Source organism: Streptomyces sp. LE64, assembly GCF_052606915.1.
On the sequence record NZ_CP199708.1, the window covers coordinates 3841744 to 3858714 of the forward strand.

General features: G+C 63.8%; 9 protein-coding genes and 2 pseudogenes. 4 read left to right on the plus strand and 7 right to left on the minus strand.

All coding sequences use genetic code 11. The features are described 5' to 3' along the window. Positions 1 to 315 precede the first annotated feature (315 nt). Positions 316 to 1275, plus strand: a complete 960-nt coding sequence (locus ACSMX9_RS17500) for a hypothetical protein (RefSeq protein WP_445395028.1) — start codon at positions 316 to 318, stop codon at positions 1273 to 1275. Between the two features lie 180 nt (positions 1276 to 1455). Here the strand turns inward: ACSMX9_RS17500 and ACSMX9_RS17505 are convergent, their stop codons facing one another. The 5 genes from ACSMX9_RS17505 to ACSMX9_RS17525 all read right to left on the minus strand — a co-directional run bounded on the left by ACSMX9_RS17505 (position 1456) and on the right by ACSMX9_RS17525 (position 12502). Beyond that, complete coding sequence (locus ACSMX9_RS17505; protein WP_445395029.1) at positions 1456 to 2208, minus strand: HNH endonuclease; 753 nt, start codon at positions 2206 to 2208, stop codon at positions 1456 to 1458. 92 nt (positions 2209 to 2300) lie between these two features. Next, the gene (locus ACSMX9_RS17510) at positions 2301 to 3848 is read right to left on the minus strand and encodes an AAA family ATPase (protein ID WP_445395030.1); all 1548 of its coding nucleotides are present in this window, start codon (positions 3846 to 3848) and stop codon (positions 2301 to 2303) included. Between the two features lie 121 nt (positions 3849 to 3969). Beyond that, positions 3970 to 9429, minus strand: a complete 5460-nt coding sequence (locus ACSMX9_RS17515) for a DEAD/DEAH box helicase (RefSeq protein WP_445395031.1) — start codon at positions 9427 to 9429, stop codon at positions 3970 to 3972. Positions 9430 to 9439: 10 nt separating this feature from the next. Then, complete coding sequence (locus tag ACSMX9_RS17520; protein ID WP_445395032.1) at positions 9440 to 10420, minus strand: hypothetical protein; 981 nt, start codon at positions 10418 to 10420, stop codon at positions 9440 to 9442. Next, positions 10421 to 12502, minus strand: a complete 2082-nt coding sequence (locus ACSMX9_RS17525) for a hypothetical protein (protein ID WP_445395033.1) — start codon at positions 12500 to 12502, stop codon at positions 10421 to 10423. A 227-nt stretch (positions 12503 to 12729) separates the two neighbouring features. On the opposite strand from ACSMX9_RS17525, the gene ACSMX9_RS17530 reads away from it, so the two are divergent. Further along, complete coding sequence (locus ACSMX9_RS17530) at positions 12730 to 13932, plus strand: DNA cytosine methyltransferase (RefSeq protein ID WP_445395034.1); 1203 nt, start codon at positions 12730 to 12732, stop codon at positions 13930 to 13932. A gap of 100 nt (positions 13933 to 14032) precedes the next feature. On the opposite strand, the gene ACSMX9_RS17535 is transcribed toward ACSMX9_RS17530, so the two are convergent. Beyond that, positions 14033 to 14572, minus strand: coding sequence for a GNAT family N-acetyltransferase (locus ACSMX9_RS17535; protein ID WP_445395035.1), 540 nt, complete (start codon positions 14570 to 14572; stop codon positions 14033 to 14035). After that, positions 14569 to 15473, minus strand: a pseudogene (locus ACSMX9_RS17540) (hypothetical protein). The gene ACSMX9_RS17535 and the pseudogene ACSMX9_RS17540 overlap by 4 nt, the downstream one beginning before the upstream one ends. A 619-nt stretch (positions 15474 to 16092) precedes the next feature. Here ACSMX9_RS17540 and ACSMX9_RS17545 point away from each other — a divergent pair. Further along, positions 16093 to 16538, plus strand: a pseudogene (locus tag ACSMX9_RS17545) (ATP-binding protein). Between the two features lie 227 nt (positions 16539 to 16765). Beyond that, positions 16766 to 16954, plus strand: a complete 189-nt coding sequence (locus ACSMX9_RS17550; RefSeq protein ID WP_445395036.1) for a hypothetical protein — start codon at positions 16766 to 16768, stop codon at positions 16952 to 16954. Positions 16955 to 16971 lie beyond the last annotated feature (17 nt).

Here is a 16971-nt window from a genome sequence, read left to right on the forward strand (position 1 = left end):
GCTTCGAAGCCCGATCAACTCGTACAAACGGCCTCGGGCGAGAGCCCGAGGCCGAGTGGAGCGCGTCCCTGGGGACCCCAGGCCATGCGCGGTGCCCCCGGCAGGATTCGAACCTGCGACACCCGCTTTAGGAGTGGGATTGGATCCTTGCCGGGGGGTGCCTGGGCGTGCTGTGTGGTGTTGTTCTGCCTGATCAGCGCCCTGCAGTATGAGTGGAGGTCCACTGTGTGACGGCTCGTCTCGCGCTGTCCGCTCACGCAGCGCTCACGCATATGAACTGTCCCGCGCCGTGCATCGACCTCTACTGTCCAACTCATGCACATGGACGCAGAACGACTCGCGGGTTCCTCGCGCAAGTGGATGATCGCCGCTTTCGCGGCCTTCTCTGATGGACCGTCCTCGGAAGACATGGCGGTCCATCACGCGGGTGTGGCCACCGAGCATCTACTGAAGGCGTTTCTCGTCAGTCTGCACCCGACGCTGATAGTCGACGCCAAGGACTTCAATTCGATGCTCTACGCCACGGGACATGGCGCGCTCCTTCAGGTTCGGGGGGCACAGGTCAAGACGATCCAGCTCGGTGAGGCGTATGACCGAGTGCAGAGGATCTTGAAGGGCAAGATCCCTCCGAAGCCCAAGGTCTGGCCGCTCGCTGATGCACGTAATGGCGTTGCCCACTGCGGGTACCACGATCGGGCAGAGGTGGATGTAGTCTTCACCGACTGCATTACGGTGATCGATCAGCTGCTTGTAGAGCTTGCGATTGGGCCTGACTATTGGGGTGACTACAAGGCGTTGCACGACAAGCTGCTCGGCGAGGGCGTGGAAGCTGCTCGTGTTCGGCTGGAGGGCAAGCTTGCCAGAGCCCGGCGCGTCTTCGAGGAGCGGTATGGGCACATAAACGAGAAGGATCGGGAGCTCGTGCTGACCACCGTTGCTCGTGTGACCACTCCGGGGTTCATCGGCGAATACTCCGCGCCAGCGGCATGTCCTGCGTGCTCGTCACAGGGTTCGTTGATGGGGCACAGCTCCGTGGATGAAGAGAGGTGGGTCGTCGTGCTGACACCCCACATCTTTCGGTGCTTTGTCTGCGATCTTCGCCTTGAGCTGGCGGAGCTTGACCTGCTGGTTGTACCCCTTGGAGGCGACGTCGACCTGGACGTTTCGCCCGAGGACTACTACAGCGAGTTCGAACCAGACGAGGATTACGAGCCCGACGGCGATGACGACGAGCCGGACTATAGCGCGCGGCTCCTTGCCTACAGGAAACGGTGACGGCCTCATGGCAGACAGGGCTGGGGCACGGGGGGAGCCCCGCTCGGTCTCCGGCAAGGGCGTACTGAACATAAAGCGTGTGGGCAAACACGCCTCGGCGTCCCCTGGGAATGTCGACTCGAACCCATCATCTCGTTGGCCTGCAGCCTCATCTGCTGGAGACACCGGATGAAGCTCCAGTCACGATCCTGTTACGAGGAGCTTCCGATAGCCGCCGCTACAGAATTCTGTATTTCTGGATAGGGCGCGATAAAGTGCCGCCTTCCAGTGATTTATGCCCTTCCTCTCCGCCCCCCGAGCCAAAGCGCCAAGAGTCGATCGCAGTCCTGAATCGCCAAATGAGTCGTACGTTTCATCGTATAGATCAATTTGATCCGTCAGCTCGGCTACGGCCTCCATCTGATAGAAATCGAAAAGGCCAAGTATCTTGAATTGCCTTTCGACCCTCCCGAAGGTGAAGTTGTCAATTTTGTCGGAGTGACGTAGAGAGTAGCTGATCGAGACGGTGTTGCCGATATTAATTTCCGCGAATAGTATTTCGATGTCTGGGAATTCGTCGAAGTATGCATGGAACATGAGCAGCCCGTCTGCCCTGTCACACTCGTCACCCTTTAGTCGATTGCACCTTTCGCAAACGGGGATAAGGTTGTCGGCTAGGATTGAATATTCCGGGAAGTGATTCTTTGGAAGGAAGTGGTCGAGGGCGCAGACCTGGGCTCTTTCGCATAGGGGGCACCGAGAGTTGCGGGCCAGAGCTGTCCGGAAGATCGAGTTTCTGAGATCTTCCAGGGGTCGGCCCCTGTCCAGAAGCGCGTAATTTCCCAGAAGAGCTTTGGTGAGCACATCGGAACCGTGAGCAAGCGACGTGAACCGGCGAATATCCCGTAGTACGTCCTCGTAGTTCCCGTAGGCGTCGATGATTCCCGTGCGCACTCCCATGAGTACACGTCGAGAGGACGGTCTTCTCCGGCTCACAGCAAGATCAAGATCGGCAAGACGGTCTCTGTCTGGGCGGGGGAGCCGAATCATCTACCGGGCCGATCACGACTGATGCTCGCCAGGTAAGAAATGGACTGCGCGCTCATCTCGCCGTCGAAAAGTTCCATAATCTCATCCAGGTGCAAACTCTCCTGCATGGACCGGAGGGTTGAGTGATAGTCGGTCGCGCTGCTGTCCAAGTTGAATACGTGACGTGTCAGCAGTCCTACGTTTTCTGCGAAAGTTTCGATCTCCGGAGTGGCAACGAGTGTGAGATCTCCGAATCGCTGCAGGACCCTGACGTAACGTCTGGGAACTTCCTGGAGGAGGACCGGGGAGTGCGTCGCCATCACGGCGTAGGAGTTGAACTGATCCAGGGATATGTTGATGCTCTTGAGGAGGGCGGCCAGGAGCGGAGGGTGCAGGTGGGATTCGGGTTCGTCGATGAGAACTAGCGATCCGGGCTCCAGGTGGGCCACAAGCTGCACAACAATGTTGAGTACGAGTTTGTGTCCGGTACTGAGGCCAGAAAAGGAATCCCGCCATGAATCGCTGTCGAAGGCGAAGGTGTCGGACAGCTCGACCCGTTTGAACGAGGGTTCGCGGCTCAGCGGAGAGAGGGCTGCTGCCAGTCTCTGTTTACGCTCAGGTGTACTAGCTCTAACGAGGGCGGACACGATGTCTCCCTGGATCTCCTCGGCACCTTTGAGTGACCCAGTGCGGGGTGCGTCGAGACCAAGGCTGCGATCGTATCTCCGAAGGCCGCAATAGGTATATCCGGACACCTCGCCGCTGGATTCCAGCCGGTCCTCTTCCTGTCGGTTCTTCCCCGGCAGGTCGAACGTGTCGAAAGCGCTGTAAGAGATGGCTATAACCGAGGAGAATCGTGGCGCACCGGCTGCTTCGGGGAATTCTCCGTACCGCTGGATGAAACTTTCGTCGGCTCGGTCGGTGAGGTCTGCATGCGCGGTGTTGGCTAGGTTGGCAAGGAGCTGCGTTTTTCCGCATCCGTTGTAACCTACGACGACGTTGATGCGGCCGGGCAAGGGGTGGCGGTCCGCGAAAGCAAAATTAATGGAGAAGGGCTCCCCTCCGACACTCGTTCTGAACGTGAACGCGAGCGCACTGTCCCGTTGGGCTATTTCTCCTCCGAACAGGGCTGTGGCGTCTCTCAGTGCGAGTTCGGCGTTCCCGTAGCGCAGGAGTGAGGCGGCCATCGCCGGCTCGTTGGCGAACGATTCCCTGAGTGACGAGTCGATAGCGATATCGCGGAGCCCGAACAGAATACTGTCGCGCAATTCATCTGGAAGTCCGTGCAGTGCTTCATAGTAGGAAAATGCCTGCCCGAGTGAGCAGTAACTGTCATCGAGCTGAACGAAACTTTCGGGGATCTCGGTGGCGCCGCCCCGTTGCCCTCTTTTGATGATCTTGACGGATCCCAAGTCGATGGACGCCTCCGTTCGAGACGGGTACAGATGAGCGTCGAACATGGTTTTGAATCCGAAATCATCCCAGAGGTCGCGCCTGAGGACGAGTGCCGGAAGACTGGACGGCACGGTGAAGCCCGCGCTGCGAGGCACTACAAGAAAATGCATCAGCGTACTCCAGACGTGTGTCCATCAGAACCGATGTAAACGAACTGCTAGGTGTCCGAGCCCGGGAGAGCCGGTGTCAGCGGGAAGGTGCGCAGAAAGGCCCTGCCCGCTGCCCGACCGGTCAGTCGAAGAGGCTCTGCAGTCTCGACTCGATCCAACCGGGCCGCCGAAGCAGCTCGAATGTATCGACCGCGACGACCGCGCGCTGTGGCGGTTCGCTGTCCAGGACCGGGTTCTCGAACGACTCGAATACCTCGAAGCCCTCTGCCTCCAGTGAGGCCAGAGCTCGGGCCACACGCTTCGAGCGGGCGGGACCGGTCCAGGACTCAAGAGGATGAGTGATGAGGACTGCGAGATCATCGTGCTGGATGTCTTTCAGGACTGGCAGGCCGTGGGAGGAATCGGCCTTCCAGTGCGAGAAGCTTCTGGCGAACTGCTCGACGCGCTCGAACGCATAGACCTCCTCAGCGGCGAAGTCCGGGTTCTCCCCATCGAGCAGTTCGACCATCTGCGTGGCAAGGCGCCAATCGAGCAGCGGGTGGTAGGCGCTGTTGCTGTAGTCCCGCAGGCAGTCGTAGCAGGACGAGTCGCAAGGCGCGGCCACCAAGCTGCCTGAGCGGTGGCGAGTGAGATCGGCCGCGACCTCACGCGCGGCGAGCAGGAATTCGGCAGGGCGCTTCCCCAGCCAGGTCGAATATCCGGCACCGTTCTCCAAAGTGTCCGAGAGGAAGACTTGTGCCTGGACACTGCCCTCCTCTTCCCCCCGGACGGGGTACAGACCCGCCGAGAGTTCTCTTCCGTCGATGTCCAGTAGCCTGACGGCTGCGAGTTTGAAAACCGTACCGAGTGAGAGCCAAGCAGCCCTTGCGGCCATGCGTCTAGGGTCGAGAGCCAGATCGGTGGGTTGCTCGCGGAGGCCGACCAAGAGAACGTCGGTCAGTTTCGCCGAGGCCAGTGCCAGCTTCTCCTCATTGCTGACTGAAGGCTGGGTGGGCAGGCCCAGATCTCTCGCACGGTCGGCATCGGCCAGGAGTTTCGTGTCCAGCAGACCGTCGTGTCCCTTGACCTTGCCGAACTGGTATCCCTCACCAGTTCCCGCGTTGACCACCACGATGCGTCCCTGGCCACTCCTGAATTCAGTGGCCTTAGTGCAGCGTGGGACGAGCGCTGATGTCGTGTCGAGGGTGAGGCGCGCGGAGAACGCGCGTGGTGTGAACTCGAAGGTGCCGTCGTAATCCTGAGCCTTGTAGCTGGTACGAAATCCGAGCGGCTGACATGACGGGAGCATCCGGTAGTCGCCGGCTTCTCCTGCGGTGGCCCCACACACAGGACACGAATGCTCGGATTCGCGGAGATTGACGGAGAGGCACTTGGCGCAGATGCCCACCATGAGACGATCACTGTCCGGAGCTTTGCCGGGCAGCCACTGCCCGCCCGCGGGCTCGTACGTCACGAGGCCGACTGCTGTGTGCAACGCCTTGTCTTTGACCACTTCACCGCCGGGCGCCCATTCCGAGATGGCGATGTCGATGTCCCGGTCGATGACGTCGGTGAGTTCCGGTCCGTGCGGCCTCTGATGGTGCAGGTTGCGGACCCGGGTGGGGAATCCGAACATAGGGAGCACTCCGTGCTCAGCGAGCGACTGGCTGAGCGGACCCGCGTCCGGTGCGTTCGTCACCACCTCCTCGATCTCGGAGTAGAGGCGGGAAGTGGCCCAAGACACCAGAGTATCCACCGAAGGCGCACCAGGAGACGCCCCTTGTAGGAGAACCTGGCCCGCGTGTCTCTTAGCGATGTCGTTCCCGGCCAGCCAGGCGCGGACGTCATCCCGTACCTGTGGCCATCCGCTGACGGTCCCGAAGGGCCCGTGGACATTACGTCCCGGATCCCAGTCGGATGTTCCCTCGACCGACCGAAAGGCGAGAGTCAGCAGGCTTGCGGCGTAGCAACGGAGCAGGATCTCCAGGCGATCGAGATCCACATATGGGCTCGGCGAGGGGTCGCCGGTGATGCGATAGGGGTGCTGGAAGTAGTGGTCGTCATGGGTCCTGGTGCCACGGCAGAGGGTCAGGGCGATGGACAAGTGATCGAGCCGGCGGCCGGCCCGGCCCACACGCTGCTGGTAGTTGAAGCGCTGTGGTGGCATGTTCGCCATTACCACCGCGCGGAGCGCGCCGATGTCGACGCCAGCCTCCATAGTGGTGGTGACACTGAGTAGGTCGACCTCATCGACCAACTCGATGTCCTTCCCGCTCAGAAAGACCGACTGGAAGAGGGCTTGCCGGGCCTGCGCGTCGTCGTTGTCGGTCTGGCCCGTCAGCTCTTCGCAGTGGAGTCTGAAGGGGATCCCGGCCTCGCGGGCCAGGAAGGTGTAGTAGTCGTCCAGGGTGACGGAATCCGGGTCGAGGGGTTGGGCAACGAGATGTGAACTGAGGCAGAAGGCACACACGCCTGCGGAGCCGTGGAGGTGCCTTCTGGTACAGCGTTCACAGCGCCATTCTGTCCCGCCGGCCAAGACGATCCTGATCTTCTGCCCTTCGATCCTGGGCTCCGTGTCGCTCAGACCCAGTGCATTCTTCACCTCTTGGACCAGTGCGTCCGGGAATACATCGTGACGTTGTGCGACGGCCTTGATGTATTTCCTCGCTGCCGTATGCAGATTCGCCGGCGGCTCAGGCCGCTGCTCCTGGAACTGGCGGCGCACACCCAGCAGCCTCAGGGTGGACAGGCACACCTGCTGGAAGACCTCGTCATCCAGCAACCGGCTCTTGAAGGTGATGTCCTGGGCGGCATGGCCGATGCCTAGCGACTCCAAGTCGCGGCCGCCTCCCGCAAAGACCGCCTGCTGGACCTGTGCCTGCACTGTCCGGTGGATTTCGGAACTCAGGACGCGCAGATCGTTGGTGAGGGAAGCATCGGGACGTTGGACTGGGACGCCACTGTTCCAATCGTAGAGATTGGTCCAGCTCCGTGACTCGGTGCTTGCGCTCAGCGAAAACGAGGGCCCACCCGGATGCACGCCGTATGTGACTGCTTGCGTGCTGACTCCGTTGCCGAGTTCGACAAGTGTCGGGCCCTTCTGCTGGGCTCGGTAGTCCGCTAGCACGCGTTCGTGGTCGGGGGTGAGGCTGTCATGGGCCAAGGCGACCACTGCTGCGACCAGTTCGGGTGAACCAGTCGCAGCGAGCTGGGCTAGCGCGGCCTGGCCTGCCTGGTTCCCCTTGAAGGACTCTGCTGCAAGGGCCACGAGATCCTTCGGATGGTCGAGGGCGGCGATCACGAGCTGCCTGACCAAGTCCTGATAGTGCGATCGCTCCAGGCCCGCCGAGATGCGGGCGGCGTCCTGTCGGCTGTCCGAGAAGACGACGATCTTCGTCTGCAGCTGCCTTTTGAGGGCGTCGGTCAGGACCTGGTTGGACTTCTCAAAACCTGTACCCATGGTGCGGATGGGGGACCTGGACCGGGACGGGTCCTCGAACTGGCGAACGTTCTTGAAGATCTCCTTGTCTTCCCCGCAGCAGGGGCAGACCGTGGGAAAGGCGCGGACTTTGCCGAGGTGGTTCTGCGGTTGGCTCTGTGCTACCAGCAGGTATCCGTTGTTCTCCTCGTCCGGGTAGCTGCCAACCTTGCCGCTCACGGGATCCAGCACGGCCGGAACAAAGGTGAACGTGTACTCTGTCCGATTCCTCGCCCCCGGCCGGCCGCCCTTGTGTTTGTGCGGCGATATGTCGAGATCGGAGCGTTCTCCCGCAGTGGGCAGAAAGATGCTGTACACATCGGCGGTGCGATCGAAGCGCGCTTTGTCCGGGAGGGATTCGAGATCGGTTGCGGTGGAGACCAAGTAGCGCCTGGTGGGATCAGGGCCGATGGTTGGAGAATTGAATCCGCCGAGGAAGACCTCTCCGCACGTGTCGCAGTACAGCAATTCAAGGACGCGAGCGCCGCATTCACAGGCATACCTGGGTCGGCTGTAGAGCTTTCCGACCAGGCGTTCCGCCGGTGACTCCGCGGTGCGTGGTTGGACCTCCGAGCAGTTGCGATCCGCGCACGCCCACATGCCGGTGACGTTCCGGAAGAACAGGTGGAGCCGGAATCGCGAGCCGGCATCCGCCTCACCGTCGAGGCGCGAGATGAGTGCGTCAGTGGCTTCCAGTGCCTTGTCGGGTGCGAGGCCAGGGAAGAGCTTGGCGGACACGTCGGTCAGCGGCTTCGCTCGGGGGGAGTCGTCCTCGTCGCTCGCTGTGAACGCGGTCTGGAGCGCCGCGTGTCGGTCAGGAAGTGGCGGCAGGGCACCTGTTCCTTGGCCAACGGTGTCTGCCCAGGGCATGAGATCGGTCCTGCCCGTGGTCCGGACGCGTTCACCGGCCAGCACGGAGAAGCGGTCGGCTGTACGTCCGAAGAAGTCGCTCAGAAACTTCCGGTCCACCGGATTTTCCGGATCCATGGAGGCGGAGGTGGCGATCACGGACAGTTGGTCGGAATCGGTGGACAACCCGAGCCGGTCGATAAGCTTGCGTAGGAGGTAGGCGACCTCAGTGCCCTGAGTGCCTCTGTACATGTGGAGTTCGTCCACGACCAGGCTGAAGACGTGGTCCTTGGAACTCTTCAGCCAGTCGCGGGTCCGATCGAAGATGGGATCCTCGTCTCGGCGCATGAGCATGATGTTGAGCATGCTGTAGTTGGTGATGAGGATGTCCGGCGGAGCGACCTGCATGTCCCAGCGAGAACGCATCTCGGCCCCGAAGGGGCGCTGGAGGAAGTAGCGGGCTTCCTCGTCCTTTATAAGGCCGTCCGCGATGCGCTGCTCCAGCTGGCGGCTTCGGTCCTCCATCGAGGCCAGAGTCCTGCGCAATTCCTTCATTTTGGAGGAGTTCGGCTTGGAAGCTAGCTCCAGCGGGCCGGCAACCGGGGTGCGGCCGGTATAGCGTCCGAAGTGGAAGCGGTTGCCATCACGGTGTCTGTCGAACCAGCCGCGTACGTCTGGTGCGTCCAGGCTGCGTCGCAACCTGATCAGCTGGTCCTCCACCAGCGCGTTCATTGGATAGAGGAACATGGCGCGCATGGCCGAGGGGCGACCGCTTCCGTGGCGCTGGGCCTGCCAGTGCTGCGACGTGCGCCACCAGGGTTGGTCGGCACCCTGGGGCCTTGCTGGTGCCCACTGACGGGATTCATTGGCCAGTCTGGCTAGCACCGGGACGAGGAAGGCTTCGGTCTTTCCGGAACCGGTTCCGGACGTCACCACGATGTCCCGTCCGTGGTTGTTTGCCCTCAGCGCCTCCGCCTGGTGGGTGTAGAGCCTGGGGATTCCCCGGAGCAAACCGGCTCCCAGAAGTTCGGCGAACTCCGGAAGCCCTATTTCCGCCGTCAGCTCTTCCAGGGCCTGGGTCGACTGCACGTATTGAGGCAAAAGCTCCAGATACGGCTCCTGGAAGAGGACCCCGGGAGTGCGGAGTAGCTCTCTTAGTTCCTCGCTCACCGAGGAGTCGCGAAGGGAGTAGGCGGTGTCGTAGTACCGCTGGAAGTAATCGGCAAGTCGGCCGTGGACGGCCGACGGAGAGACGCCAGACATCAAGATCCTCACGGGTCCGGGCTTAGGGGACGAGTTGAAGTTTCTGGTATAGGGATTCGGCCAATTGTCTGGCGAATGCCTCGTCAATGTTCACGTATTTGACGTAGCTCTTGTGCTCAGGGACCAACTGGCGGTTTGGCGCTGTCTGCGGGTCGAGCGCGGTTAGTTGCGGCAGCAGCCCGCTGCGTATCACGGCGGCGCGGGCGTGAAGATGCGGTAGTTGCATGCGTTTCGGGGCGTAGAGTTCCCGCCGTAGCGGGCTGTATCGCAGCACCCAGCGTTCTGCGCGCGCGAGTTCCGCGTACACCACTGTGCGCTTGTCGGCAATGAAGCCGCTCATGCCGATCCAGTAGATATAGCGGTGGGTGTTGTAGCGCTGATATCGGTAGGCGCCGTGGAGAGGTGGTTCGCCGTGACCTTCGACATCTGTCCAGAGGTCACTGCCCCCCTCGGACATCTTCTGAGGCTCGATGCCGCCGGGCCCCCGCTGTACGCCACGCTCGGTAAGCATTTCTTGGAAGCGGGGAAGACGCAGAACGAGTTGATCTGCGGCGCGGTCCTCGAAGGCGATGCCGAGTACGTCGCAGAGAGCGCGGCATTCCTCAGGATCCGCTAGTGTCACCATCCGCACCGACGGGCCGTCGGCCTGTCGATGTGGCGGAAGTGGTACCACGGACTGTGCGAGGGCGGCAATATCAGCGTCAGAGTCTTCGTGCAGCCGTTCCAGCCGCTGTATGAGCCAGAGCGGCCTTTGCCCCACCAAGAGCGCGTGCCCTCCGGAATTGGGCAAGGTGGTGAGGACCGGTGGCGTCACACTCCAGATCCGGGCTTCCCAGTCCACTTCGACATGGCCGAGAACCTGCAGGTTGTACAGCGCGATGCGCCAGTCCAGCATGGAACTTTCCTGCTTGCTCTTCCCCAGCCATGTGTACGTGTCGCGGAAGGCATCGAGGCTCCCGGCGCCGCGTTCGGAGCACCACAGGAGCAGCTCGTCGTGCACCATTCACTTCCCTGCCGTGTAGTCGGTCCAGTCTTGTGCGCAAGCTACTGCGGTGCTGGTGATGTTTCCGGAGGTCAGCCTGCGCCAGTCGGCTTGGCTGAGAATTGTCCAGCTCCCTGAAGGCGCGTCACACGGGCCATTTGAGTCGGTTTGGACGATCGGGGCTCGCCAGGCCCTGGCGTTCTGGGAACTGGTTACCTGAAGCAGCCATAGAGCTTGGAAAGGCAGAGCAACGAGCAGCGGTTCGATGTCGATCGCGTGAGGCACGTGGTCCATGGTGGCGATCCAGGCTGGAGCTTCGGGAACGAGCTGGGCAACGAGGCGATTCCTGCCTAGGGCGTAGATCGAGCCGCCGAGGCGCAGGAGGCTCGTAGAAGGAAGCGGGTCGCGTTGGTAGTCTCCGAAGAACGAGCCGGACAAATGACCGGGCGGCAGCCAGGGGGCGGGCGCCGACGGACTTGCTGTGTTCTGGATCCTGCTGGGGATGGTGGCCAGCTTGTCGCTCCTCGGAGGGAGCGCTAGTAGTGGCAGGGCAACGCTCTCCCGGAAGCGCTCGACCAGGGTGAAGGTGAGCTTGCGATTCCCGACCTCGATCTGGTGCTCGCCGGCGGAGTGCACTCGATCCGCTAGCCGGATCGTGATCGTGTCCGTCGAGGCCGGGGAAATCGGCGGCAAGGGCACCCCGTTGATGGTGACGGCGGGCGGATGGTCATCGGGAGTCGCTGGCAGAACCAGGTCGGGTGCGTAACCGAGGAGGTAGGTCTGTCTGCCGCCATCGATGCGAAGGCCGCCGGACAGGCGGGCCAACTGCTGGTGCAGCGGGGCCAGCGGGCCAACGACGCCGGATACCGTCACGGATCGGGTCGGTGTGTAGCCGCTGAACAACGTCCAGCCGGGCGGCACCTGAACCCTGCGGGGCTGGCGTACGCCGTCTGATCCACAGGCGAGCATCACCGCCTCGGCCTGCGCTGCGAGTGCAGTCCTCACCAGGACCCGATGAGGCACCCCGATTTCCGCTGTATTGACGGACGTCCACTTCCCGACCAAGTCATTGGCCTGGAGGACGTAGAGGTCGCGAGCGGAGAGCATCAGTGTGGCGGTGTCGGCGGCCAGTTCGAGTGCCGACCCCGGAGTGAGCTTAGGGTCCGGAGGCGTGAGAGGTAACCATTCCGCGCCTGAGGGAACCGTGATGACGTCGCCGCTCAGACTGAGCGATGCGAGACGGAGGTGGGAGGGGATGCGGGCCGCGATGCCGTACGGGAAACCGCCGGCATCGGTCGTGAGGGACAAGGGCACACACGGCAGGCCAGCGGAGTTCCTCGGGAGCCCGTCGTAGTGGGTGAGTTCCTGCTGCAGGATGCTCGCAAGGATCGGTCGCAACTCCGGCGATGCCAGGGCGCGCTGGATTCGCAGGCTGGGCCGATTGAGCCGTACCCACTCCTGGAACCGGGCGAGGAGTTCCGCTTCGGGGACCGAATCCCCCGGCTGCGCTCCGATCGCTGACAGGAACAGCCCGACTTGCACGCGGTCCGATCCGATCAGAACGGCTTGGGACAGGGACCAGCCGATGTTGACCTGGGTCGGATGGGGAATAGCGGAGGGTAGGCCGCGGCGGCCCTGTTCATGGTCGGTCAACCACCACTTCAAGTGACCCCACAGGGTGGGGACGATTACGTCGTAGCCGTCCGGCATGCCGGTGCCTTCGTACAGGCCGAGCAGCTCGCGGAGCGGGCGGTAGTAGGAGAACCTGCCGACCACGCTGCCCTCGGAGCGGCTCATTCGGGAGGCGGGGAGCACGGTCGCCGCGAGCACAGCGATGAATGGCGGAGTGCCGGTGGCCCCGTTCCGTCGCCACTGGCGAGCGCGGGAGGCGATGCCGCCGAAGGGGTCGCGGCCGAAGACTACGCTCCTGATGGCGGCCTGGAAGTCGTCAACGGCAGCCGGGAGAGTTGCGGCAACCTTGGTCCGACTGGTCAGCAGGTCAGCCAACAGGACATCATCCACTGACAGGTACACGGGGGTTGCCGCCTCGCGGATGGCGAAGAAGTGTTCCGCGAGCGTTCTGTTCCAACTGTCATAGTCCATGGGCAACCCCCTCAATTGCGTAGGAAGAAGTTAGCCCATCGGTGGGACATTGATCGCTTTTCGAACGTGCGTTTGATATTATCTGCCGCTGGCGTCCGTGTGGCTGTCGGACGGCCTTGACAAGCGAGGTTTTCTCCGGTGAGCTCCCTATGTCAAGACTCTGAGCAGACCAACTTCGGGGAGTGCCTCCGTTGACCGCCGCACGATCGTCAGCCCGAACCCGGCCCATGGGGAAGGTGCTTTCTCTCTTCACCGGAGCGGGTGGTCTTGACGTAGGTCTGGAGCGGGCGGGGCTGGAGACCGTCGCCTGCGTCGAACTCGACCCCGAGGCCAGGTCCGTACTCGCGGCCAATCGGCCGGGATGGGCCCTACCCGGCGATGGAGACGTCAACACGGCTGCCCAGCAGCTCGTGCCCCAGTCGCTGGGCATGAAGCCTGGTGAACTCGAACTCATCGCGGGTGGACCGCCGTGTCAGCCCTTCTCCAAGGCCGCACAGTGGGCTTCGACGGCCCGTAGTGGCATGCAAGACGACCGGGCCAAATGTGTGCACGGGATGCTCGACCTGGTGGAGAGTTTCCTTCCGAAGGCATTGCTCATCGAGAATGTCGAGGGATTCCTGCGAGGCAGAGACAACGCCTCCGAGGTCATCGAGGAGGGCCTCGCGGGTGTCAACGACCGGCATGGCACTTCCTACCAGCTGGTGGCCCAGATCGTAGACGCGGCCGACTTCGGGGTACCACAGCACCGGCGCCGGGCCATCGGTATCGCCTACCGGGATGGTGCGGAGGTCCACCTACCGGAGGCCACGCACGCGGACAACCCGATGCGGGCCTGGGATGTGCTCTGGGATCTCGAAGAGCACGAGAAGCCTCCCGCTACAGGTCAATGGGCAGCGTTGTTGCCTTCCATCCCCGAAGGGGGCAACTACCTCCATCTCACGGCCCGTGGTGACGGGGAGGAACTCTTCGGCTGGCGGACCCGATACTGGTCGTTTCTGCTGAAGCTGGCCAAGGACCGGCCGTCATGGACCTTGCCTGCGTCTCCCGGACCGAGCACCGGGCCGTTCCACTGGGACAATCGGCCCCTGTCCGTGCGGGAGCAGATGCGCTTGCAGACCTTCCCTGACGAATGGCGCATCGACCACCCGTTCCGCGCCGGCCGACGGATGGTGGGCAACGCGACCCCCCCGCTCCTTGCGGAAGTGTTGGGGCGGACAATCGTCGGAGACCTTGAACTGGGCGAGGCTTCAGCCAGGGCCCGACTCTTGGGGGGAACGCCTTCTTTGTTGCCCGTGCGTCAACTGAGGGTCCCCCACGCCGTCGCGCCCGTTCCAATACCTGAGGAGTACCAACCGCAGGTGGGCGCCAAGGAGGCTCATCCAGGCGAGGGGGTTGGACCTTCACCCCGACGGTTGGCGACGAGGGGGTGACCTGCCCTTCCGTTTTCTGCGTAGCCTGTGGCTGGGCAAACCTCCATCGAAGGAAGCCTGGGCCGCTCGCGTCCAGACGGCGGGCTGTGGCGGGTGCCGGTCAGCGGATGGACCGGATCATCACCGTAAGCACCGGCGAGGCCAGTGACGGCTGGCTCTGCCCGATGTCCTCGTACCCCCACGACTTGTAGAGTGCATGGACTTTTCCGTCGCCGGCGGCCGGGTTGACCATGAGCGTCACGTAGGACTCGTCGCGGGTGGTGAGAAGGGCATCGTGGATGCGGCGTGCGGTGCCGGTCTTCCGCCAGGTCGGCCGGACGCCGATCTCCTTCAAGGCCACGGCCGGATGCTCGGTGTACTTGTCCTCCAGCGTCGGGCTGGTGCGCTGCCAGTACCGGTCGCCGTGCTCGATGGTGTTGCCGTAGGCGTAGCCGACTGGATATCCGTCTGCGTACGCGAGGACGGCCTTGAATCCCGGCTCGGTGCTGTGCCGGTCAAGGCGCTCGCCGAACGCGGTGACCGCGTAGTTCGGCAGGTGGAGGAGCGGGGCGCGTACTTCGGCGTACACGTCGAGGAGGTCGCCGCGGGCGGTGTCGAGAGTCGTGAACGTGCGCAGTTCGATGGCGGGCGCCGTTGTCATGCAGCCATCCTCCAGGCGGCGGTGTGCTCGGTCCAGGTCTGCACGGTGGAGCTGCCCGGCGCGGTAGCGCGCAGTGCCGCCCCGAACTCCTGCAGCATGCGCGTTACCCGGGCGTGCTGGGTGGCGGCTTCGGCGGGGACTTTCATCGCGGTGGCCGTGGCGGCGTCGGGGGCGCCCTGAGCGAGCTGGGCGTGGGCGAGCCGAGTGGTGGTGATGGCGCGGGACCGGATCATGTGGGGCCGGAGGGCGGACAGACAGCGGTGGGCGTGGTACTCGGCGGTCGAGTAGTCGCCGAGCGCCAAGTGCGCGGACAGGCCAGGGAATCCAGTTCGGCCTGGTCGTAGAAGGCGAGCATCCACACCGGCCGGTAGTCGGCGGGGTCGGCGCGCAGCATGGCCTCCTGGGCCTGCTCGAACGCGCGGCGGGTGCCGGTGCGGTCCTGGGCCGCGCCGTGGATGGCGCCCTGGCGGGCCAGGCCGAGGGACGCGAAGAGCGGGTCTCGGCGGGTGAGGTGCAGGTTGCGGGCGACGTCGTTGGCGGCGAACGCGTCGGCGGGGCGACCCATGTGCCGGTACATGGTGCCCGCGTGGCTCCAGATGCGGAACTTGATCGCCTGGTCGCCGGACATCTCGGCGAGGGCCTGGGCCTCGCGCATGTGCGCCTTGGCGACGTCGTAGCGCCGACCGTCGATGGCGGCCCACATCGCGGAGGAGCGGAAGGCGGCTGCGGAGGCGTAGAGGTTGCTGCGTACCCGCTGGGTGGCGCTGCCGGCGTTCTGGAGGTTGAGTGCCTCGTCGGCGAGGGCGGCGGCCCGCTGTTCGATGCCGAGTTGTCCGCCGTGGCGGTGGTCGCTGGCGATGATCTCGGCGAAGCGCTTGTTGAGGCGGTTGACGTCGCTCATGCCGATACGGCGCGGCGATGCGGTGCCGGGTGCGGCTGCTGCTGCGGCAGCAGCCGCGATGCTGCCGACGAGGGTACGGCGCTTCATGTCGGGGTCCTCCTGCTGCGGTGGGGCCGGGGTGGACGAGGGCCGACTCCGTGGCACGAACCCTAAAGCGACGGTGGGTAGTCCGGTGACGTCATCAAGTGCCTTGCGGGCAGCGGACTTTGGCCACGTAACCCGGCCCGCTTTCCATGCCCGGACCGATGAGCCATCGAGTCCTCCAGGGCGCCCGGTCAACCGTTCAATGGCCCTGTTCACGGCCTCGGCGAGGCTGTTGGAGCTGTAGCCGTGTTCGGTCATCCACGCCTCAAGAACGGTGTTGCGGGTGGTGTCCATGCGGGAACGGTAGCCCCCGCGATCCTCTCCCGCCAGGTAAAGGAGAGGTCAAAACGCCCTAGGTCGGTCCATCGAATGAGCGCCTGAACGTCCTAACCAACCTGCCGGGAAAGGGAGTTGTCTGGGTGCTGGTCGCCCGCCACACCCCACCGTGCGGGCGGCTGTTGACGGCCCGGCCCGCCCCTGAGGTTCCCCCGCGGGGGCGGGCCGGGCGCCGAGACGACACGAAGGCTCCACCCCAATGACGAGTCTGAGAACATCAGTTGAGGCCCACTCCGTCGGTCACCCCACGTACAGCCAGACCTTCCCGTGCAGCCGTCCACGGCCGAGCTCGGCCGCGAACTCGTCCGAGACGTCCTCGGTGTGTGGCATCTCGACGGCCTTGCCGACCGTGCCGCGCTGATCGTTACGGAGCTGATCGCGAACGCCTCCAGGCACACTCCGTGTCCCGAGATCCGCCTCACGGTCCGGCGGCCGAGCGCGACACGAGTGCGTGTCGGGGTCGTGGACCGTGAGCCATCGCGTCTGCCCATACTCAGCCAGGCGGCTGACGACGATGAGTCGGGGCGCGGGCTGCTCCTCGTCGATGCTGTCGCCGACCGGTGGGGCTACGACCTGCACGGTTCGGGCAGACGTCCTTGGGGCAAAGAGGTCTGGGCGGAACTCCGCACCGAGGGCGGCAAGTGAGTATCCCGGCGACGGCACCGTCGCCCCTTCCGGATCTCGCCCGACTCCGGCCCCGCCAGCAGATGGCCATGGACTGCGCCCTCTGTGCCCGTCCGTTGGGAGCGAGCGGTCGACGGCTGGGCGAGATATGCCACCGGGGCCTGCCGTTCCAGCTCTGGGCCTGCGCTCCCCACTGCCGGGCAGGCAGATCGGCCATCCCGACCAGCTGAGAAAGGGGACGTCCTTCCATGGAGTGGCTATGGATCACCGGTGATTGCTGGCTCGGCTGCGGGCGTACCGGAGTTCTGGTGATCTGGCTCGGCCCGGTGCAGTGGGACGGGCAGCACGCCCCCTTCTACGCGTGCGAGCCGTGCCTCGATCGCCTCCAGGCTCAGGCGCTCTCCTACTTCATGGAGCGGCGGTCGGCATCCGCTTGATCAGACTTTCGGCACAC